The sequence below is a fragment of the Enterococcus sp. B2E4 genome, assembly GCF_030499455.1.
In the GTDB taxonomy this organism is placed as follows: domain Bacteria; phylum Bacillota; class Bacilli; order Lactobacillales; family Enterococcaceae; genus Enterococcus_D; species Enterococcus_D casseliflavus.
The window spans coordinates 12,789-34,146 of the sequence record NZ_JAUKPK010000024.1 but is presented as its reverse complement, the minus strand read 5'-3'; the positions used below and the strand labels follow the sequence as shown (position 1 = coordinate 34,146).

The window sequence follows — 21,358 nt, the reverse complement described above, 5'->3', positions numbered from 1 at the left end:
AAATAAGTCTTTCACTGCGCCTTGTGACAGAAGGCGCATTCTTTGTTGTCTTTTTGAGAAACGTTTATACTTAAAAGAGAACGAATGACAACAGAGAAAGCGAGTGAAGAAAATGACAAAAATCAATGCTGGTACAGCAATGATCAAGGTTTTTGAAGCTTGGGGCATCGACCATATCTATGGAATTCCCGGTGGCTCTTTCAACTCAACGATGGATGCTTTGTACCATGAACGGCAATCGGTCAAGTATATTCAAGTACGTCATGAAGAAGCAGGTGCGCTGGCAGCAGCGGCTGATGCCAAGCTAACGGGAAAAGTCGGTGCGGTTTTTGGTTCTGCTGGTCCGGGTGCCACCCATTTGATCAATGGCTTATATGATGCTCAAATGGATAACGTGCCCGTCGTTGCCTTGTTAGGACAAGTAGCTTCGAGCTCGATGAACTACAATGATTTTCAAGAAATGAATGAAAATCCGATGTTCGCTGATGTCAGTATCTACAATCGCACGGTCATGTCCCCTGAAAGTTTGCCCCACGTGGTGGACGAAGCCATTAAAGCAGCCTACAAATTTAAAGGAGTCGCTGTGGTAACGATCCCAGTCGATTACGGGTTTGCAGAAATCGACGAACAGGAGATTGCAACCGCAAAAAATCATAAGACAGGTGTTCTCCAGCCTGATGAAGAGGATTTACAGGCTGCCCTTCCTTATTTTGAACAAGCAAAAAAACCCGTCCTTTATATCGGACAAGGTCTCTTTGGTCATTTTGATGCCATCGATGCTTTTTCTAAGCATTTCTCGATGCCTATCGCAGCTTCTGTCTTAGCCAAATGCATCGTGCCTGATCTTTATGAAAACTTTCTTGGATTTGCTGGACGGGTTGCGACAAAACCTGCCAATGAAGCTTTGGCAGAAGCCGATCTCATCGTTTTTGTCGGCAGTGACTTCCCTTTTGGCCGCCGCTTTTTCAATCCTGGTGCCAACTTTGTCCAAGTTGATATCGACGCCTCGAAATTTGGTCGTCGTCATCAGACGGATGTCTCCGTTTTAGGAGATGGTGCGACCGCTCTTAGAAAATGGACAGAGATGGCAGCCCCTCGTCCTGCAGATGCTTGGTTAAAAGCCAATCAAGAAAACTGTCGCAATTGGCATGAATGGCGCCATCGTTTTTACCATGATTCGCAAGAGCCTTTGCGTCCTGAACCTATCTATCGAGAAATCAACCGGATTGCAGCTCCTGATGCTCTGTTTGTCACGGATGTCGGTAATGTGACGATCCACAGTATCCGTCATTTAGAAATGACGGGTGAACAGCGTTTTACAACGTCTGGCTGGTTTGCGACAATGGGTAATGGTGTACCTGGTGGGATCGCAGCTCAATTGAGCTATCCGAATCGCCAAGTATTTACCTTTAGTGGGGATGGCGGTTTTGCGATGCAAATGCAAGACATCATCACCCAAGTGAAATATGATTTGCCAATCATCAACGTGGTCTTTTCCAATGACTCATTCGGCTTCATCGAAGCGGAGCAAGAAGATACCGAGCAAACCAAGTTCGGTGTCCAATTAGCCGGTGCTGATTTTGGTAAAGTTGGGGAAGCATTGGGTGCGAAAGGCTTCACGGTAACGAAGGAAGAAGAATTAGCATCCGTCTTTACACAAGCTAAAGAAAGCCACGGACCTGTGGTGATCGATGTCAAGATCGCTAACGAACGACCTCTTCCTGTCGAAGAACTGAAACTTGATCCGAACCGCTTCAGCGCTGAAGAAATCGCAGCTTTTAAAGCAAAATACCAAGTCCATGATCTGCGAGCTTTGAGTGAGTTGTACGTGGATTCTCAAGAGTAAATAAAAAAGAGAGAAAGACAGAAATCCTGTCCTTCTCTCTTTTTTTTCATCAACCATTTCATGTTTCTAATGCATCGCCTTACTTATTATAAATTTTCGGACCTTTACGCATGTTTTTTCGATCATTTTTTGGGGATTCCATCTTTTTTGAACGGCCGCCGCCTTGTTTTTTCTTGATTAGTTCTAACATTTTTTCTTTTTGATCCATCGATTCCACCTCTATTTCTTAGCAATACTGTCGGTTGAAAAGAAGTGTTCCTGACTTCTTTTATGTTTGCGAACAACTACCTTCGATCTATGGTAATAGAAAATAAAAGCTGCCTCTTACGATTCAAATCATCTGCAGCTAATTTTGCCTTTTTCTAGTACCCTGATTTAATCTACTTGGATTTTCCTGGTTTGTCAATGGCTGATGAAAAAAAGCTGATTTTTGATCGGCTCTTTCAAAAAAATAAACCTCCCTTTGTTGTACTATTTGTTCAATTTTACTATTTTATTTAAGTTTTTTTATTATTTATTGGTATAATTATAACAGAACACCTATTCCGTTCTTTTCCTTCCCTCGTTCTTCTTTCGATTGTTTCTTAGCTTTCATTGTTCTTACAAATCACTCTATTTGAAAGGAGGTGGATACGTGCTGCACACTTACGCACCTGATCAGATTTATTTGTATGTATTGATTGGCTGTGCCATTTTAGCCTTTTTGCTGCTTCTGTTTGGCGATATCTTCGATTTTGATGGTCCAATTGATCCGATGTTGATCATCCCCTGGTTTGCCTTTACGAGTCTTTTCGGTTACTTAGGGGAAACTATTTTCCCAGGCTATTCGATGATGCTTTTCATTGGTAGCGCTTGTCTTTCTACAGGGCTCGTTTTTCTCTTGAATTTTTACGTGCTGATTCCCATGAGGAATGCTGAAGCGACGCTTTCGAGTTCCGAGAAAGACTTTGAAGGTCGAATCGCAACGGTGCTGACGCCGATTCCTTGTGAAGGAATGGGTGAAATTCAACTCATAAGTGTCACTGGTTCAAGTAATCGTCCAGCCTCGGCTTTTCAACCAATCGATGAACCATTAGCAGCAGGATCAAAAGTGTTGATTATTGAAGTCAAAGAGCGTATTTGCTACGTCGTTCCCTATACAGAAAAATTTTTGGACAACTAAAATAAATCACTAAAGAGGTGCATCTATGGATATTTTCTTATCACCAATTGTCTTTCCGATCGCAATCGTGGCGTTCATTTTACTGATGCTTTTGATCATCTTTGTCACGAAATATCAAACAGCCAAGCCCGATGAAGCGTTGATTATCAGCGGAAGTTACCTTGGCAACAAAAATGTTCATGCGGATGAGAGCAATAACAAAATCAAAATCGTGCGTGGTGGCGGAGCCTTTGTTTTGCCAGTGTTCCAACGATCAAACCGAATCAGCTTACTTTCCAGCAAGCTGGATGTTTCAACACCAGAAGTATATACGGAACAAGGAGTTCCCGTTATGTGTGATGGAACTTCCATTATCAAGATTGGCTCATCCGTAGAAGAAATCGCAACGGCAGCGGAACAGTTTCTAGGAAAAACCCGTGAAGAATTAGAAAATGAGGCACGAGAAGTCTTGGAAGGTCACCTGCGTTCGATCCTTGGTTCGATGACCGTCGAAGAAATCTATCAAAATCGCGACAAATTCAGCCAAAGCGTGCAAGAAGTGGCCTCTGTCGATCTAGCGAAAATGGGCTTGATCATTGTCTCCTTTACGATCAAAGAAGTACGAGACAAAAATGGCTATTTAGATTCTCTTGGAAAACCTAGAATCGCCCAAGTCAAACGGGATGCTGAAATTGCAGAAGCCGAAGCGCTGAAAGAAACCCGCATCAAAAAAGCCCAATCGGAACAAGAATCGCAAACAGCGGAATCAAAACGCATGACCGAAATCGCTGAAGCATTAAAGGAAAAAGAATTGAAGTTGGCGCTTTATAAGAAAGAACAAGACATCGCCAAAGCCGATGCCGATCAAGCCTATCATCTGCAAAGTGCCATCATGAAACAAAAAGTTCGAGAACAAGAGATTGAAGTTGAAGTCGTTGAACGACAAAAACAAATCGAATTGGAAGAAAAAGAAATCTTGCGTCGTGAACGCCAATTTGATTCTGAGATCAAGAAAAAAGCCGATGCCGATCGTTATGCGCTTGAACAAGAAGCATTAGCGAAAAAAGCGTCTGCGTTAGCAACCACTGAAGCTGAGCAGTTTCGAACAGAGTCGTTGGCAAAAGCTGAAGCCGATAAGATTCGTCTGATTGGTTTGGCAGAAGCCGAGACGACCTTGGCGAAAGGAACGGCGGAAGCTGAAACGAAGGAAAAAATCGCTGAAGCCTTCAAGAAATATGATGAAGCAGCGATCCTTAGCATGATCGTTGAGATCATGCCGCAATTAGTCAAAGAGGCTGCCGCCCCATTAGGCAATATCGATAAAATTTCGGTCGTTGATACAGGATCAGGTGAAGGCGGCGGTGCCAATCGTGTCACCAATTACGCCACCAATCTCTTATCGACCACACAAGAAACTTTGAAAGAAACCCTCGGTCTGGATGTGAAATCGTTGATCGAAAACTTCGCCGGTTCCAATACGAGCGAGCCGCCTCAAGAATAAGAAAACCGCTGTTCGTCTTCATCGCTTCAAAAGCGACAAGGCGAACAGCAGTTTTTTTCTTACTCATTGCTATTGTGCTTACTCAGTGACCTCTTTGACATAGTTTGCAGGTACACCAGCCACGATCGTGCGCTCAGCGACATCTTTGGTCACCACTGCCCCAGCAGCAATGATTGCATGGTCACCGACGGTCACACCAGCAACGATCGTTGCATTTGAACCAATCCAGACATTCTTCCCAATCGTAATGGGTGCTGGATAAAGCGTGCTACGATCTTCAGGGTGAAGTCCATGATTCAAGGTAGCTAGAACAACGTTATGCCCAATTAGGGTACCATCACCGATCGTGATCCCTCCTTGGTCTTGAAAATGACAACCGGCGTTAAGAAACACCCCTTTGCCAATTTGGATGTTTTTGCCATAATCTGTATAAAAAGGCGGAAAAAGCGAAAATGTCGGTTCAACTGCTTTCCCAGTCAATTGGGCAAAAAGTTCTTGTAATTCATGAGGTTCATGATAAACCGTATTGATTTTCATGGTCAATTTTCTCGCCTCAGCACTCAAAGCCATCATTTGTTTTGAAGCTTGCGAACCGGCAAGTAAGGGTTCACCACTTGCCATAAGTTTGTTTAATTGATCGATCGTCATTTGTTTTTCTCCTAATCATTCGTTACTCACGAGTATTTTCTAGCGAAAAGACAACCTCCACGTCCTCTTCCCCCAACGCTTCCCTTAATCCTGCTGGATCTTCAATAACGCCGATACGACTATAGCCACCATAAGAATTGGTAAAGGTCTGATAAAACAGAACCAACGTATGACTATTCCAGCTCATGATTTCTCCTGCGTGAATGATCTCCGGCCGTTCTGTAGTCATTTCTGGCAAATTCTCAGAAAAACGATAATATTTCTCGTTGTTGTTCAAGTCACTCATTGTCAACGTGAAGGGCATTTGATTCATTAGGTATTCAGACGCCTCATTTTCATAAAACTTTACTATAAAATCCTGTTGACCAACCGTAATGACCACATCTGTTGCTGATTCAATCGTCGGTTGATCATGATCCTGACTTGCCTCAGAGGAAGTTTCGCTGGCAGTCAGCGCATGCCTCTCCTCTGTTCCACTTGTCCCACAGGCACTTAGTAGGAACAGCAAGACAGCAGGGATGAGTTTTATCAACATGGCTTCGCTCCTTTCTGCTGATGATTCGATGTAGCGGCGGGCAACAGAATGCTTATTTTCTAAAACACGACTGCTCAGCAGAGGAAACGGGACTGAACAGTCGTGCAGCTGGTTGTTGCGGTTTAATTCAAATGCTCTTGGAAGAATTCGGTCATTTGGTCAAAAGGAATCACCTCTGTTTGGTCGTATAGATCAACATGCGAAGCATTAGGAATAATTGTCAGCTCTTTGTTATCACCTTGCAATTGCTCAAAAGCGTCTTGACTGAAGTAAAGTGAGTGGGCTTCTTCTCCATGAAGCAATAAAACGGCGCTTTGGATCTCATCAATGTAAGACAAAAGTGGCATATTTAAGAATGACAGCGAAGACGTGACATTCCAACCATCATTAGAGTTCAAGGAACGTTCGTGGTAGCCTCGTTCTGTTTTGTAATAATCAAAATAATCCTGCATAAAGACCGGCGCATCTTCTGGCAGTGTATCTGGTACCCCACCTGCTCGTTCGTAGCTGCCATTGGCAAAATCAACTGTACGTTGGGCGTTCAGCTGCTGGCGCAATTCATGGCGTCCTTCAGCTCCCATTTCATCAAAATACCCTTGAGCATTGACTCGCGACATGTCATACATGGTGGCAGAAACAGTCGCTTTCACACGGGTATCGATGGCTGCGGCGTTCAAAGCTAGACCACCCCAGCCACAAATCCCGATCAAACCGATTCTTTCTTCATCTACGTTTTCTTGGACAGATAGAAAATCGACGGCTGCTTGAAAATCTTCTGTATTAATGTCTGGGGAAGCCACATAGCGTGGTTCGCCACCGCTTTCACCTGTATAGGACGGATCAAAAGCGATCGTAACAAAACCACGCTCTGCCATCGTTTGCGCATATAGACCAGATGTCTGCTCTTTGACTGCTCCAAAAGGTCCGCTAACGGCGATTGCTGGAAGTGGTCCTTGCGCATCAATTGGTTCATAAAGATCAGCAACTAAAGTGATCCCGTAACGATTCTGGAAAGTCACTTTTCGGTGATTCACCGTGTCACTTTCTGGGAAAACTTTATCCCATTCATCTGTCAATGAAACATTTTCTGTCATCGTTTCTCCTCCTGAGCTGGCTTGCGGCTCTTCATTCGTCTCCTCATTATTGCTGCTACAAGCACCTAAAACCAACGGTGCCAGCACAACTAAAGACACAAGGGCCTTCTTTTGCCATTTTTTCATTTCATTCGCCTTCTTTCTCGGTCAACTATCCTGTACCTTAGGGCGATTCTCCAATTTTTCTCAAATGATCAAGGTCTGGATGATCGTTTTTTCTTGATCGCTTGAGCTATTTTTGGATAAACCTATTGTACTTGCAGCATCTTTCTATGTAAAATACTAATATCAAATACACAACTATTCATATATAGCATAGAAAAAGGAGTATAGACCTATGGAATTAAAAAGTTTAACCACCTTTCTAACAGTTGCAGAAAAAGAAACGATTTCAGCTGCCGCAAAACATCTGCATCTCTCGCAACCATCCCTGTCACGACAGTTAATGGAGTTAGAAAAAGAATTAGGTGTCACGATGTTCACCAGAGGCAATCGCAAAATTACGCTGACGGAAGATGGCCTCTTGTTTCGTAAGCGGGCGGAAGAAATTGTAGAATTGTTAGAAAAGACCCGTTCTGAATTTTTGTCGCCTCGAGATACGATTGCGGGCAACGTGTCGATCGGTGCTGGAGAAACCTACGTGATCCAGATGTTGGGAAAAATCATCAAGGAGATTCAAGTTGAGTACCCTAACGTCAAATTTCATTTATTTAGCGGCAATGCTGACGAGGTCAAAGAACGGTTGGACAAAGGATTGTTGGATTTTGGCGTCGTGATCAGCCCCGTCGACGTCAAAAAATACCATTCCTTGCGCTTACCTGCCAGAGACACCTGGGGCGTCTTGATGCGAAAAGACAGTCCCCTTGCTAGTAACGAAGTCATCACACCAAAGGATCTCTGGGAGGTTCCCTTGATTACTTCACGACAAAGTCTGGTCAGCAGTGAGCTTTCTAAATGGTTGAAAAAAGACATGAACAAATTGACTGTCGTTGCCACGTATAATCTCGTGTACAATGCGTCAAAGTTGGTTGAAGAAGGCGTCGGCTATGCATTGACCCTCGACAAATTAATCAACTTCACCCCTGACAGTCCTTTATGCTTTAGAAAATTGAGTCCCACTCTTGAATCAGATCTTGCAGTCATTTGGAAGAACACCCAAGTTTTTTCAAAAGCCTCTGGACTTTTCTTGGAGCGGATGAAGGAACGCTTTATAGAGGAATGATTTCAAATAAAAAAAGATTTATCTCAAAACAATTATGAGATAAATCTTTCTTTAAGTTTTCTTCTGATTCTTTTTGTATGTGAACTCTTTAGACACCGCCATCCTCCAAGCTTAGCAAATTTCCTTCTGGATCGCGGAAATAGGCAATATGAAAAGCTTGGTACCCTTCCCCCAAAACGGTTTTATTCACTTCAAACACTACACCAGCATTGTTCATTCTCGTATAATCTTCTTCAAAATCCGTGGTGTGAAACGTTGCCGAAAGCGTATCAGATGAAATCCGATTATCCGAATTCGGATAGCCCTCCATTTGATCGATCACGGCATCCACTTGGAACATACCAAAAAAAGGCGCCTCCTCTTTCTTCGATGCAAAGCTTGTATAAGGACCTGACTCATCGCCATAAGTTGGTACCAAACCAACTTTTTCCGTATAAAAATGATAACACTTCTGATAGTCTCCTTTGACTTGAACGCAAGCTGTGATTCGTTGAATAGTCATTTGTCTTTTCTCCTTTTCTGTCTGTTACTTTAATCTGCTCAAAAACACTTTTTAACATATTTTATTCATAATTACACATTCGCAGAAGGGAATTATTAAACTGCGACTATCATATAAATCTTCCTTACTATCCTAATGGTTTCAAATAAAAAAAACCAATCAGATGAGTTGAACTGAATTTAGACTTTACTGATTGGCTTTTCCTTGTTAATCATGAAATTAGGTTATTAGGGTCACGATCTTTATTTAGTTTTTTTAAAATGAACTTATACCTTTAAAATAGCGCATTATTCAGCAATCATTCTTAAACTTCTTATGAGCCATCTATACATAGAATTTACCGTATAACTAAAAAGGGATCAATCAGGAAAAATAGAAAAGTTCGGGGAAGTATCGTGCATGTACAGCTTTTCTAGATTTCGTAATGATTGATCACTTGCTATTATTAATCCACATTTTTGTGTTTGAAAGATAATAGCCGATATCATTTAGCATATTTCCAACTATAAGCAAAGATCAATACTACCTTAAACAAAGTTATTGATTCCTTGAAGAGAATGAACTGCTTCAAAACAGAACATTTTCAATTTACCATCCAATAGAATTTTGCTTTTTCTTACTAATAAAAGACTAACTTGTCATTTAGTAATAAAGATACTTAGAATTACATTTAACCATTCCCACATTTTACATTTCTCCTTTCAACACATTTCTCATTCATTATAATGGAAGTTTTATGTAATATGGTAAAATAGTTACAATAATAAACAAATGAAACATCTTTTTCACTTTTATAGAGAAAGGAATCGTTTAATGAGAGACTATATCGGAAAAACAATTCGTAACTTAAGGATTGGTAAAGGTATGACATTAAGAGAGCTAAGCAGTAACCTTATGTCCACATCTCAATTATCAAATATTGAGAGCGGCTCACAGATACCTTCTACTGAAAAATTTTTGATTTATTAAACAGATTAAATGTAAAATATGATGAATTTATTCTTTTGATGGAGAATGATTATTTAGAAAAAAAAACGTTAATAGAACGTGAACTCGCTGAAGCAGTGAAACTCAAAAATTAAAAAAAGCTGCGTGATTTGTCTTTTAAAGCGAAAAACCTAAATGAAAAATATAGAGATATTTACTTCTATCATGTTGAATTAATCTCTTTATCTGTTTTACATTTATTAAAAAATAATAATGACTATACAGGAGCTAGAATCTATTTAGATCCAATCAAAGAGTATTTAATTCAGATTGAAGAATGGACATATTATGAACTGGCGCTGATTTGCAATTGTATTTTTATGTTTGATATTGAATCAGCAGTACTCTTGGGCGAGAGGGCTTTAGCATTTATAGAAAAAAAATACTGTTTTTATCGAAATGAAGAAATTTCATGTGTTCTGCTAAATAACTTGGCAACCTATTCGCTAGATTTTGAAACATATTATCCTTTGGCACTCAAATATTCACAAGTAAGCTCAAATTTATCTTCTACTAACAATCTTTCATCATCTTCTATTCGAGCTAAGATCATCTACCAAATTGCTTGTTATAAGCTTCAAAACGGACAATATCAGCCAGGATATCTTGAATCTTTAATTAACATTTTCAAACTTTTAGGGTGGAATGATGAATATTATTCCATCTGTAAATTTGTAAATAAACATGGCATTTCAATAAAAAAATAATCTGTTGCACCAAATGTCAACAATAAAATAAAACGATTTTCACCTAGTCCCTGAAGTTGCGAAAAAACATTCAAAACATTGATAGTAGGTTTTTACCTTTCTTGAAGAACAAAGGGTAAAGTCACCGCAAGAGAGAACTTTACCCTTTATAGTAAACTATTAGAATATAGCATATTGGCTTTTCAGTCTATCGGATTAGTTGCAAAAATCCACAGCTATTCACGTTAATAAAGCATACTTTGTCCTGCCATTCATTATCAGCATTGCGTATATACGGTGCTGAAACGAGGGAACGATGTGCTAAGAAAAGTTAGATACTTGTTCTTTCCTCATTTTCTCAAACCACTCATTAAACTGTGGTAAATACTCTTGATTTTCCCACAACATATTCACTAATACTGCTTTGGCTTTCTCACTATCGTTAATTAATGGATTAATTGTAAAAGCTTTAAGAGCTGCCGAATAATCACCAGTAACACCAGCTTGAATAATCAATTCTTCATATGCCTTCATTAATGAAATCTGTCCCCGAACACTAGTCTCTAACTTCCCGACCGTTAGTGGCTTCGCACCATCATGTGTGACTATACAATTACATTCAATGGCTGTGTTATCTGGCAAATCAGAAATAGTGCCATTATTTCTAACATTCACATAATGAATTTCACCATCTCCGTTATATATGGAATCAATTAAATTAACCGCTGCTTCACTATAATGAGCACCTCCTCGTTCTTCCAATTGCTTTGGTTTCACAGCTAAATTTTTGTCTTTATATAATTGAAAAAGTTCTTTTTCTGTTTTAGTAACTACTTCTCCGCGAGTTCCCTCTTCTTGTGCGGCTCTTTTGCATTCCTCCAACATTTTTTCCCTGGTATAATAATATTTTAAATAACCCGCTGGAATCATCCCAACAGCCTCCAAAATGTCGGCTGGGAAAGAAAAATTGGGAATATTTTTTGCTGAAATTTCTGTGCCATCTTTTATCTTTTCAATCACTTCCTTTGTCACTTCACATCCATTCACAAAAATATTCCTCCCAAAGACAAAATGGTTCAATCCTGAAAATTCAATCTTCACATTTTTTGTATCTGTTTCGTATAATTTAGCAATTTTATTAACCATTCCTATGGGAATATTGCATAGGCCTAGAACCTTTATAGAAGAGTGTTTGAGCACAGTTTCCGTTATGATTCCTGCAGGATTGGTAAAGTTAATTAACCAGGCCTCTGGACACAGTTCTTCCATATCTCTACAAATGTCTAGAATAACAGGAATTGTTCGCAAGGCTTTCATCGCTCCACCAGCTCCATTAGTTTCTTGCCCAATTAAGTTGTACTTTAAGGGGATTTTCTCATCACGGATTCTGGCTGGCAGTAATCCTACACGAAACTGAGTCGTTACGAAATCGGCACCTTTAAGTGATTCTCTGCGGTCAAGGCTTAGATGAATCTGAATGTCTGCTCCCGCTTTTTCCACCATTCGTTGTGCTAGTCCGCCTACAATGTCCAATTTTTCTTTTCCATCTTCTATATCGACTAAATGTATTTCTTGAATAGGCAGAAGCCCTTGCAGTTTCTTTTCAATAAACCCTTCAATAATCTCTGGCGTATAACTAGACCCGCCACCGATTGTGACGATTTTCAGCTGTTTTTTAGTCATATTCTTCTCCCTTTTTCATTAGCTTTAAAATATAGTTGGTACTTTCTATTTATTTTCCGTTATCAAACTCTGCTGATCTAGCACTTTGAAAAATGGATAATAAAGAACCATATCCAAAACAATTAACCCCAAAACAAATAATCCAGCTCGAATATCCATGGTTCCTAAAGCTGCACCAACTGGAGCCGGTGTCGTCCAAGGAGTTTCAACAAACCCCTTCCCAATCCATCCGAAATACATAAACACATATCCTGAAATAGCATTAATTACGGGAACAAAAAGAAAAGGAATCATCATAATTGGGTTTAAAACTAACGGAGTTCCAAAAATAAGCGGTTCATTGATGTTAAATAACGAAGGGACGATCGATAGTTTTCCCAACTGCTTCATTTGGACTGATTTGGCTTTGAGCATAAGAATAGCTAACGCCAAAGTTGATCCTCCTCCTCCAATAGCTATAATATAGGACCAAAACGGTTGGGTAAAATAATATTGCAAAGGTTCTCCATTCTGAAATGCCGTAGCATTGGCAATTATATAGGCACTCATAAAAGGCAAGCGAACAAACTGTGTAATACTAGCACCATGTAGACCGAAAAACCAGAACAACTGAGCTAAAAAAGTAATTAAGCAAATACCGATTAGCGAATCCAGTCCCGTCATAGCTGGAGCTAAAAGAGTCATAATAAGCGTTGGTATTAATTTGCCATCAGATAAAGATTGAGTGACTAAACTTGCACTATAAAACAAGCCTATACATAAAAAAAGAGGTAAAATGGCGTCAAAAGATGAAGCAATAGCTGGCGGTACCCCGTCAGGCATCTTAAATCGAATGTTTTTTTCCTTTAATATCCGCATGATTTCAACACAAGCAAAACTAACAATAATGGCCGTAAAAATTCCCTTTGCATCCAAATAATTCATAGGTAAACTTAGAGTGCTTAACTCGCTGTATTGGTCAAAAGAAGTACTCTCCGTTATCTGATGAATAGGCACTCCTGAAAATGCTGGTGAAGTCACAATTAAAAAGACAGCTGTCGATACGATAGATGCATCAAGAGGCGGCATATTATATTCTTGAGCTAAATTATACGCAATAGAAAAAGCGATAAATAATCCCATCAATCCCATTGTCATCATAAAAGGCAGCCTTAACACTTCTGAATTTCTTTGTGCCCACTCATACCAAATAGTTAATAAACGAGTCAAAAAATTCCCATCCCCTGACTGGTCTGGATTGAAAGGAGGTGTTGCAATTATTAAGCTTACACCACCCAGAATTGATAATGGTATTGAAGATACCATACCATTTCTCAAAGCCGTCAAGTGTCTTTGCGCCGCTAGCTTATTTGCAATTGGTAATAAACTTTTTTCTGCGATATGATTAAACTTTTCCATAAACCCCATTCATTCATCTCCTTTTTTTTTTACGTTCGTCTGATCAGATAAACCATTTATGTTGCAATTCCTAGTATAATAGTTGTGTTTTGACTTCCACTTGAATTTCCATTATATGAAAAAAATTTCCAAATTTTAAAAATTGCCATTTGATTTACTGATTATGAGTTAGAGTTTAACTATTCACTTTCGAGAGGAGTAAAATAAATGCGATTAATCATTAATGCAGATGACTTCGGATTAAGTAATGGTCAAAACTACGGGATTATCGATTGTTTCAAAAATGGAGTCGTCACAGCTGCAACCATTCTTACGACCGGAAATGCGTTTCAACACGCGTGTCAATTAGCTAATAATAATCCATCACTTGATATCGGTGTTCATCTTTCATTAGACATAGGAAAACCCCTAACAGAAAAATCGAAGATTCCAAGTCTTTTAGGAGATGATAATGAATTTAACCGTTATAATTTGAACACCAATTCAATCAATGTCTGCCCAAAAGAAGTATATATAGAGTGGCGTAATCAAATTGAAGCAGCTTACTCAATGGGGCTTTCTCCCACCCATATCGATTCTCATCACCATATTCACATGATGATTAATATTTTTCCAATCTATCTTCAACTTGCTAAAGAATTTCAACTAGCTATTCGATTTCATCCGCGAACATGGACGCAAGCACAAATAGAATATACTTTACCGTTTATGAAAGGACTTAAATATGCTGATTATTTTCTCAATTCTTTTTATGGAAAAACAATTTCCCCTGATTTTTTTCATCTGTTTCTTTTAAACAAAATCATTCTTACGAAATGATGTGTCATCCTGCTTACTTAGACCAGTGGATTTTAAACAACAGTAGCTATATTTATGAACGAGCCGTTGAGGTTGACACCTTACAATCCTCTAAAACAAAAAAGGTACTCAACGAGCGCAATATTGATCTGATAACTTTTCGAGAATTATAGTTCTTTATATCAAAAAAAGAGAAGTCTCATGATGCAGATGTCAACAGTTAGACTTTCAGCTAATTTATAGAGAGGGATTTTCAAGAAATGTTATGCTTTAATAATTAGATAAACACATCTTTCTATAATCTTTAAATAGTTCTTAACAGATTAAAAATCAATTGTAAAAGTATTGTTTATTTAAGAGGAAATTTCAAAATAATACAATATCTTTATTTCGAGAATGCTCAGTATCTCTGAACTGAGCATCATAGACTAATATTTCTATTACTTGAGAATTCTTTTCACTTACTACTTCGGATCTTTCAATCAGTCAATAACTTTCATACTGTTCCATAAAAACAGCAGTAATTCCTTTTAAAAAGGATATTCACTTTCAGCTATTTTCACTTAGGAAACTTATCAAATATTGCTTAAGGAACATTCAACATCTGAAAAATCCTGCGGATGTTCAACGCATTTTCATAACTTCCAAGGACTGAAATCGATCTCTTTGATTAGCTAAAATAACTCCTTTGAACTTTAGACCACAAAATATCTTTCTTAGATAACATTTTTCTTATGCTAGTTTCTTATTTTATTATAATCATCAAAAAGTGCGCTTCCTTTTTCAGGAAACGCACTTTCTGCCTTTTTTATTTCTTAGTTTCATCACTACCAGCTGTTGACATGATCTGAAAGGCGCAAACGAATTTATTTTATTAAAACTTACTCTTAAGTCACTAGATTTTTAGCGGAAATTTAAGCTGCATTGACCAATGAATGACTAGTGGTAATTCAGATCCTCACTACTTTTTATCTTTTACTTAGTTTTTATCAAGGCAAAATATCTTCACTTTACCATAGCTTACTTTCTTTGGAGCCTATGAATCATTTTCGCAAATTTATAATTTTTTTTTGTTCACTAAACGATATACTTCTAAAACTAAAACGCCCTTAATAGCCTCGACGGCATAGGGGTAGGCCGTAAATCCTTCTTTTTCATCATAATAGATAAATTGATCAATATACTTATTAGAGGCCAAGTTTTTATTTGCTGTAATCATAACGATTTTAGGGCGCTTTCTTTTACTTAATTGAAGATGATGAAGTAAGAAGCGCTTTAAATGACTCCCTCCTCTTGAAAAAAGTACGATTAACGTATTACAGTCAGCTTGTTCCATGTATTCAAGCTGCTCTTGAAAACAGATGCGAGTATCCATAACAATGCCGCTGGAAAGAAGATCGGTCTGAAAATTCAAAACTGCACTTTGCGAATGCAATGACCCAAATGCTGCTACATTTGGATAATTAACTATATCTTCGGCAAGTCTGTGTAAGTCGGTCACACAAATACTTTCTTTTAAGAGCAAGAGATTCTCAATGATTCCATCGATATAACTATCTTTAAAGTTAGAACATTGAACTCCTGGATAGAAAAATTTCTTTTCAGCTGTATTTGTATATTGGAAAAACTGAAGTTTCAGCTCATTAAAATTTTGAAAGCCGATTTTTCGACAAAATCGAGAAACACTGGAATTTGACACACAGCATGCTTTTGCAAGGTCAGAAATATTATATTTATGGATCTCTTTTAAATGACATAAAATAAATTTTGAAAGCCAATAATCATTTGTCCCGATAGGCTCACTATTCAGTGTAGCCAATAAAATAATAACCATGTTGAACAATCATTTCTCTCCTCAAACTTTCCTAAAATTTTATCTTGTCTTTTACCATATTCCAAAAATGAAACTCTTCAAAAATTAAGCAAGGAATCAGCTAAAATAAATTTCTATTTTAAGCAATCTTTCCGCAAAAACCAATAATACTAGAGCTGAAACAACATATTAAAGGTGCTTCAAAGATTATCACAGGTTACCACTTCATTGTTCCTGATCATTCTTCAAATTTACTTCTGCATCATTCATATCACTTTTTTTCTCTGAATCAACTTTATCTTCTTCTTTTTCAGCAGTCATTTCATGTAATTTATTTTTCGCAACGACTAATTCTTTCGAATACAACGACAGTAACGCTGGAAAGAATGACCACAACCAAGCCCCTAAACTAACAATAGTTAATAAAATAATTCCATGCAGGACAAAAGGAACTTCAAATCCGCCAAACAAATAGCCAAATCCTCCGGTACTGTAATTGCTAAGTTGGATCAGAAAAATCTCAAAACGAATCAAAGCAATAATCCAAACTAAAATTGTAACAAACCATAAAGACATAAAAAGCTTTCTTTTACTCAATAGTTATCTCTCCTTAAATGAATTTTTTCTAATTATAACAAATATTCTATTGTTTTTGTTTAAAAATGAATATTTTATGCAAATTAACATTAATCTTATCATTTCTAGGACACGTGAGCCATGATTCCACTGATTTTGTTAAAAAACAAGAATTTAAAGTTTGACTTTGTACAAGCATTATAAAAGTTAAAAAGATTTATGGCGTAACTTACGACTTTTAGATTATGATTATTTGATCAATGACTGAGTCAAATCAAAAAAATAAACAGAGTCAGAATGAAGTATTCTGACTCTGTTTGAATATTGACAACTCCTCAATCCAAAATGATCAAGGGCAATGCTTTCTGATCAACCCAAAATGACACATTTTAAATGAAGCATGCGATAAATTCATTGATTTTGGAATATAATAGAACCGTTCGACCCATTCATTTTTAAATCTTGTATCCGACTCTTAGTGATTCTGCAATCAGCTGCTCTGTTGGTTTCACGTTTTTGTCTCGAAACAATTGCTTTTTGCCTTCCATCCTTCCACTCAACTCCTTTGCGCTTCGTTTTTTAAGGTTTTCGCTACGTTACAATTTGATTTTGTTGATATCATCTGTGATGACCCAATCATCCATATTTTTTTCACGATTGTACTGAAATGGTGTTATTTCTTCTAATTCAGCGATTTCATAGACCGCTAGATACTTTTTCCCTGCCCAACGATCGACTTGTTTTTTCGATAAATTCAACTCTTTTTCATAGCGTTTTACAAAATCTATGGATTCTTCTTTCGTCATCTTTTCAGATTCAATCACGTTGGCAATGATGCCCCGATGAGTGATGGTCAAATCACCGCCGGTCTCCACAAAATACACAAGATCGTTGATTTTGGCTCTTCCTCCTAAAGGTGATTTTCTGCCGGCTGCCCCCCGAATGATCATTGTTTTGTCACCGTGAATCAGTTTCTCAAGCTCTTTGGCTTCCTTATTTAAATAGACCAAATGTTCTGCCCGACCGGCTTTTCCTTGATACCATTCTGCTGGTTTTGTCATAAGAAGTTCCTCTTTTCATATGAATTGTTTTTTGAGCTGTTCATTCCATAGTGGCTAGTTATTGGAACGTTTTTTCAATGGTGTATAGGTGAGAGGTGCAACTGTTTAGATTGATGAATGAATAAAACTTTTGTGCAAAGGCATTAGGCGTGCCGCATCGGGCAAATGTTTCCGCATCTTCTTTCGTTTCGAACTTGGTGATGTCCGCCCAAGTTTCTCCATCTACTAATAATTCAAAAGAAAGGTATCCTCTTTGTTTGGAAATGTATTCTCGGTTTAATTGTTCAACGACACGAACAAATTCCGCTGTTGAAACGCCTTTTTTTAATTTGTACGAATTATGAAAAGCAACCTGTGCCATCGGGGCTTCCTCCTTTTAGATTCCTTCAAGAAATAGAGTGTTTAAAAAAAATACCAGTCCTCCATTCAAACGTTCAAATGACTTTTTTAACATCCGTTGTATTTCTACCCTGTCCTTTCTTAACAGTTGCAACAAAAAGTCCGTTCAGAAGGAGAGCATTTGGTACTAAAGCGAGCACTCAAGAACTTCCCCCAATAGTTTGTCGTGGGGAACGATCAAACATTTCTCCATTGCTTTCCAGTAACTTTCATACAACTTTTTTTGAGCTTTGCCATAATTTTCTTCGCTATCAAACTCCCAATAGTGAGCATATTTCACACATTTTATGACTCTCGTCAATGGATCTGGCAGGCGACCTTCCTTGATGGTCCTCATTTCTTTGATGTAATGGGTTCGTTTCATTAATCGAAAGAACAAAGCCCCCTCCATGGCCTTCATTGCCTCTGTTGCTTCCTGCATGACTGCTTCAAAGGTCTCAACACTACTGGGTTTCACTTGATAGATACTGATTTCTGAAAACACCCCGACCGCTCCTTTCACTTGTGATTTTCTTCTCAATTATAGTATACCAAGTTTACGTCGTTGATAGTTTGGTCATTTTATTCATTTCTCATTTATCTTCCGTTTATTATTGATTTAGCCTGCTACCTGCGGGATCAAATTGCTAAATTATAATTTCATAAAAGGCTAGCAGCCGAGCTTTATCAGTAGGTCACCTGCCTGACATAGTCACAAAAGGGATCATTAAGCTTTCGCCTACAAAAAAAGCAATCAACTTTTGACAGCAGACTGCTTTTTCTTAACGCTCATTAGTGCAAAAGGAAAGGTTTTAGCTCTGTCTCGATAAAGTCGATGCGATCAAAGACAGTTGGCTTAAAATACGCCGTAATGGCGATAACAGTCTCTGATTCGGGATCAATATAAAGGACATTTCCACTATTGCCGATGGCGGCATAGGTGCTTTTCTCAGCATCCAAGATCCACCATAAATACCCATAACTCATATTTTGAAGTTTCTCTATGTTTGTCTCTAGCGGATTGACCATTTCAGTGAGCCATTGTGAAGAAATCACTTGTTGTCCTTGATGGATGCCTTGGTTCAAGCATAGCTCACCAATTTTGGCTAAATCTTTTGCTGAAAGACAAAGCCCGTAACCTGCAGTGCCAATATCTAAAGGATCGCAAAACCAAACCGGTTTTTTTGGTGCCTTGCTCATCGTAAAGTGCTTATGCTCTTGTGCCGTTTCCGCATAATAATTGGTCAGTTCGGCTACACCAAGAGGTCGAAATAAATAATGGTTCGCATAATCAACGGTCGTCATTCCAGAAGCTTTCGCTAACAAACCAGTGAGGATCTGCAGACAAACGGTTTGATAATTGAATTCATTTGTCACCCCTTTTCTTCCTCCCAATAAATCAAGCGAGGCGCTGGTCCAGTCGTCACTCGAACAAACCTTTGTCCATGGATCACCTTTGCATTTATACGGGGCTCGCATCGTTAATAGGTGTCTGATCGTAATATCCTGAATCGTTTTTTCGCCCCGTTTTACTTGATAGTCTGGAAAATAATCGAGTACTTTGTCATTGACACTTCGGATGACACCTTGATCGATCGCTATCCCAACTAGTAGAGAAACGATACTTTTCGTAGCGGACATAAGGTGGCAAGTATCCTCTGGCTTATACTCATGCCATTCATCCGAGTAAACTTCCTTTCCATTTTGGTAGGCAGCAATTTGGCAAATATTGGGCTGGTTTTTACTGATACATGCATGCAGTTCTTGTCTATTCATTTGTGAAGCCTCCCTTCAAAGATAAGCATAATACCATTAAAAATTGTTTTCAATGTTATTTTTAAAATTGTTTTTGAAGGGTCTTTTAAAAGACTATTAACGATGAATACGCAAAAAAAGGCCCTCAATGATAGAGGTGCCTTACTTAAAACTTTCGAATATCGATTTTTGATTTCTATCCAGATTTTTTGAGAGGATCGTTATCAGCAATTCTTCTAATGCGGAAACAGTGGCGATGGTCCCCAAAATCAAGACAACAATTTTTGCAGGACTCACCATGAGCAGCAATGGGGAAATACCTAAAAGAAAACCGACTGCTTTGTTGAGCCATGTATGCAGACTACTAAAAGACCGATATTTTACATAGCCAATCAGATAACTGACAAAACGAATCATAGCAATCACTAGTAGCCAGACCCAAAGTGTATGTGCCGCCAACAGCTGAGGTAGAAAAGAAAGAAAAACTGCGAGAAAAAAGCTTACATCTGCGAAACTATCTAGTAAGGCACCCACCTCACTCGTAAGATTCATCCTTCTTGCAAGCAGCCCATCGACGAGGTCACTTAAAAAACAATAGGAATAAAGCAGCCAAAACCAGCCAGACATTGGCTGAAGGAATAGTAAAAGTGGTGCGAGAATCAGTCGAGAAGTGGTAAGGATATTGGGTAAATAATTCATTTGTACTCCCTGCATTTCATTTTCTTCACAAATTTTGAAGCCTAAGATTATTTTACGTACTTAAAAGTAGTCCAAAGACTTTTAAACGTTCTTTCAGTTGAGCATCCTGCAAGCCCTGATGCGAATGTTTCAAAACTGGCTCTTAGTATTCCTTCAACAATCGTATCCGATCCGTACTTCCTGGTATCCGATTCTGCACCTTTGTCCACCCCCCTGCTTGGTATACTTCATATTCTTGAAAGCGGCAAGGAAGACCTTTTGCATGGGCGATATCACTTGTGTCCATCACTTGAAAATGCAGATGAGGCGAAGTCGAATTTCCTGAATGGCCAACGTTTCCGATCACCATCCCTTTGGTGATGTTTTGTCCTACGGAAACAGTGACAGATCCTTTTTGCAGATGAACAAATGCCATATAAACGCCCTCAGAAGCTTTTATCACAATGTAGTTGCCAGCTATTTGTTGATAATCATCTTTTTGTTCATTAAAAAACAAACCATTTTTTACAGCGATCGAAAAATCTCTGATCCAGTGAACGATTTTCCGTTCCCGATAGCCATCTCTTGCAACAATGACTTCGCCATCACAAGGCGCATAGATTTTTTCGCCCCAACAATAACAGCTCTCCAGCGGGACCCCTAAGAAGAAATAGCGCAAAAAGCTTCGATCATGAAAAGCTTTGGTTTTCCCCTCAAAATTAACTTGTAAAAAATCAAAGGCATAACGCAACCCCATTCGATCGGTACCATGGCTAGGAATCTTCTCGGCTGGTGTAGTCGGCGCAAGCCACTCACCTCTTAAGGGGAATCCAATGGTTATCGGCTGCTCTTTCATAGGGCTTTCTCCTTTTTGGATCACATGATCTCTTTTATTTTGAAATGACTATCAATCGCGCGGCACTCTATACCCGTGCTTTACTCCTTTTCACTATAGGTCACCTAAGGATTTTTTTCAACTCTAAAAAGTGGGCTAACGGGCGTGCCTATCAAAAAAACACCTCAATCATGTAGTGATTCCAAACTGTTAGACCAAAA

The 21,358-nt window shown here is 38.6% G+C and carries 22 protein-coding genes; 7 read left to right on the top strand and 15 right to left on the bottom strand.

Going from position 1 to position 21,358, the window contains the following annotated elements:
- Window positions 1–112: 112 nt before the first annotated feature.
- On the top strand, window positions 113–1,846 hold the full coding sequence (gene spxB / locus Q1X33_RS14990; protein WP_034869396.1) for a pyruvate oxidase: 1,734 nt from the start codon (window positions 113–115) through the stop codon (window positions 1,844–1,846).
- A 79-nt stretch (window positions 1,847–1,925) separates the two neighbouring features.
- Here spxB and Q1X33_RS14985 read toward each other — a convergent pair whose 3' ends face one another.
- Complete coding sequence (locus Q1X33_RS14985; RefSeq protein ID WP_005236316.1) at window positions 1,926–2,054, bottom strand: hypothetical protein; 129 nt, start codon at window positions 2,052–2,054, stop codon at window positions 1,926–1,928.
- Window positions 2,055–2,480: 426 nt separating this feature from the next.
- On the opposite strand from Q1X33_RS14985, the gene Q1X33_RS14980 reads away from it, so the two are divergent.
- Both Q1X33_RS14980 and Q1X33_RS14975 read left to right on the top strand, forming a co-directional pair.
- The gene (locus tag Q1X33_RS14980; RefSeq protein ID WP_034869394.1) at window positions 2,481–3,008 is read left to right on the top strand and encodes an NfeD family protein; all 528 of its coding nucleotides are present in this window, start codon (window positions 2,481–2,483) and stop codon (window positions 3,006–3,008) included.
- Window positions 3,009–3,033: 25 nt separating this feature from the next.
- Window positions 3,034–4,488 carry a flotillin family protein gene (locus Q1X33_RS14975; RefSeq protein WP_005230116.1) on the top strand — a complete coding sequence of 485 codons (1,455 nt, stop codon included), beginning with the start codon at window positions 3,034–3,036 and terminating at the stop codon, window positions 4,486–4,488.
- A 78-nt stretch (window positions 4,489–4,566) separates the two neighbouring features.
- On the opposite strand, the gene Q1X33_RS14970 is transcribed toward Q1X33_RS14975, so the two are convergent.
- The 3 genes from Q1X33_RS14970 to Q1X33_RS14960 form a co-directional block, all read right to left on the bottom strand.
- Window positions 4,567–5,136 (bottom strand): sugar O-acetyltransferase, encoded by a 570-nt coding sequence (locus tag Q1X33_RS14970; protein ID WP_005230114.1) that lies wholly within the window; start codon window positions 5,134–5,136, stop codon window positions 4,567–4,569.
- 22 nt (window positions 5,137–5,158) lie between these two features.
- Window positions 5,159–5,671, bottom strand: a complete 513-nt coding sequence (locus Q1X33_RS14965; protein ID WP_005230112.1) for a cyclophilin-like fold protein — start codon at window positions 5,669–5,671, stop codon at window positions 5,159–5,161.
- A gap of 122 nt (window positions 5,672–5,793) precedes the next feature.
- Window positions 5,794–6,765: an alpha/beta hydrolase gene (locus Q1X33_RS14960; protein WP_213357375.1), complete on the bottom strand. Its 972-nt coding sequence runs from the start codon at window positions 6,763–6,765 to the stop codon at window positions 5,794–5,796.
- Window positions 6,766–7,102: 337 nt separating this feature from the next.
- Between Q1X33_RS14960 and Q1X33_RS14955 the strand changes: the two genes are divergently transcribed.
- Window positions 7,103–7,987: a LysR family transcriptional regulator gene (locus tag Q1X33_RS14955; RefSeq protein ID WP_005230108.1), complete on the top strand. Its 885-nt coding sequence runs from the start codon at window positions 7,103–7,105 to the stop codon at window positions 7,985–7,987.
- An 88-nt stretch (window positions 7,988–8,075) separates the two neighbouring features.
- On the opposite strand, the gene Q1X33_RS14950 is transcribed toward Q1X33_RS14955, so the two are convergent.
- Window positions 8,076–8,489: a VOC family protein gene (locus Q1X33_RS14950; protein WP_005230106.1), complete on the bottom strand. Its 414-nt coding sequence runs from the start codon at window positions 8,487–8,489 to the stop codon at window positions 8,076–8,078.
- Between the two features lie 771 nt (window positions 8,490–9,260).
- Between Q1X33_RS14950 and Q1X33_RS14945 the strand changes: the two genes are divergently transcribed.
- A complete protein-coding gene (locus Q1X33_RS14945; RefSeq protein WP_338389123.1) occupies window positions 9,261–9,458 on the top strand; it encodes a helix-turn-helix transcriptional regulator in 198 nt (65 codons plus the stop codon).
- A gap of 128 nt (window positions 9,459–9,586) precedes the next feature.
- Entirely contained in the window at window positions 9,587–10,183 is a 597-nt protein-coding gene (locus Q1X33_RS14940) for a hypothetical protein (RefSeq protein WP_005230101.1), read from the top strand.
- Between the two features lie 300 nt (window positions 10,184–10,483).
- Here Q1X33_RS14940 and Q1X33_RS14935 read toward each other — a convergent pair whose 3' ends face one another.
- Window positions 10,484–11,845 (bottom strand): 6-phospho-beta-glucosidase, encoded by a 1,362-nt coding sequence (locus tag Q1X33_RS14935; protein ID WP_005230099.1) that lies wholly within the window; start codon window positions 11,843–11,845, stop codon window positions 10,484–10,486.
- Between the two features lie 45 nt (window positions 11,846–11,890).
- On the bottom strand, window positions 11,891–13,252 hold the full coding sequence (locus Q1X33_RS14930) for a PTS sugar transporter subunit IIC (RefSeq protein ID WP_034869387.1): 1,362 nt from the start codon (window positions 13,250–13,252) through the stop codon (window positions 11,891–11,893).
- 198 nt (window positions 13,253–13,450) lie between these two features.
- Here Q1X33_RS14930 and Q1X33_RS14925 point away from each other — a divergent pair, with 198 nt between their 5' ends.
- Window positions 13,451–14,062 carry a ChbG/HpnK family deacetylase gene (locus tag Q1X33_RS14925; protein WP_301969739.1) on the top strand — a complete coding sequence of 204 codons (612 nt, stop codon included), beginning with the start codon at window positions 13,451–13,453 and terminating at the stop codon, window positions 14,060–14,062.
- Window positions 14,063–15,098: 1,036 nt separating this feature from the next.
- Here Q1X33_RS14925 and Q1X33_RS14920 read toward each other — a convergent pair.
- From Q1X33_RS14920 to Q1X33_RS14885, 8 genes are all read right to left on the bottom strand, one after another.
- Window positions 15,099–15,875 (bottom strand): MurR/RpiR family transcriptional regulator, encoded by a 777-nt coding sequence (locus tag Q1X33_RS14920; RefSeq protein WP_241761042.1) that lies wholly within the window; start codon window positions 15,873–15,875, stop codon window positions 15,099–15,101.
- A 204-nt stretch (window positions 15,876–16,079) separates the two neighbouring features.
- Window positions 16,080–16,451: a hypothetical protein gene (locus Q1X33_RS14915; protein WP_005230094.1), complete on the bottom strand. Its 372-nt coding sequence runs from the start codon at window positions 16,449–16,451 to the stop codon at window positions 16,080–16,082.
- A gap of 575 nt (window positions 16,452–17,026) precedes the next feature.
- Complete coding sequence (locus tag Q1X33_RS14910; RefSeq protein ID WP_005230093.1) at window positions 17,027–17,491, bottom strand: hypothetical protein; 465 nt, start codon at window positions 17,489–17,491, stop codon at window positions 17,027–17,029.
- A gap of 58 nt (window positions 17,492–17,549) precedes the next feature.
- Window positions 17,550–17,852: an antibiotic biosynthesis monooxygenase gene (locus Q1X33_RS14905; RefSeq protein ID WP_015509867.1), complete on the bottom strand. Its 303-nt coding sequence runs from the start codon at window positions 17,850–17,852 to the stop codon at window positions 17,550–17,552.
- Window positions 17,853–18,017: 165 nt separating this feature from the next.
- Window positions 18,018–18,374, bottom strand: coding sequence for a hypothetical protein (locus tag Q1X33_RS14900; protein WP_010749616.1), 357 nt, complete (start codon window positions 18,372–18,374; stop codon window positions 18,018–18,020).
- Between the two features lie 287 nt (window positions 18,375–18,661).
- Entirely contained in the window at window positions 18,662–19,645 is a 984-nt protein-coding gene (locus Q1X33_RS14895) for a serine hydrolase (RefSeq protein WP_005230090.1), read from the bottom strand.
- A 141-nt stretch (window positions 19,646–19,786) separates the two neighbouring features.
- Window positions 19,787–20,338, bottom strand: a complete 552-nt coding sequence (locus tag Q1X33_RS14890; protein ID WP_005230087.1) for a CDP-alcohol phosphatidyltransferase family protein — start codon at window positions 20,336–20,338, stop codon at window positions 19,787–19,789.
- A gap of 127 nt (window positions 20,339–20,465) precedes the next feature.
- A complete protein-coding gene (locus Q1X33_RS14885; protein ID WP_005230086.1) occupies window positions 20,466–21,158 on the bottom strand; it encodes a M23 family metallopeptidase in 693 nt (230 codons plus the stop codon).
- Window positions 21,159–21,358 lie beyond the last annotated feature (200 nt).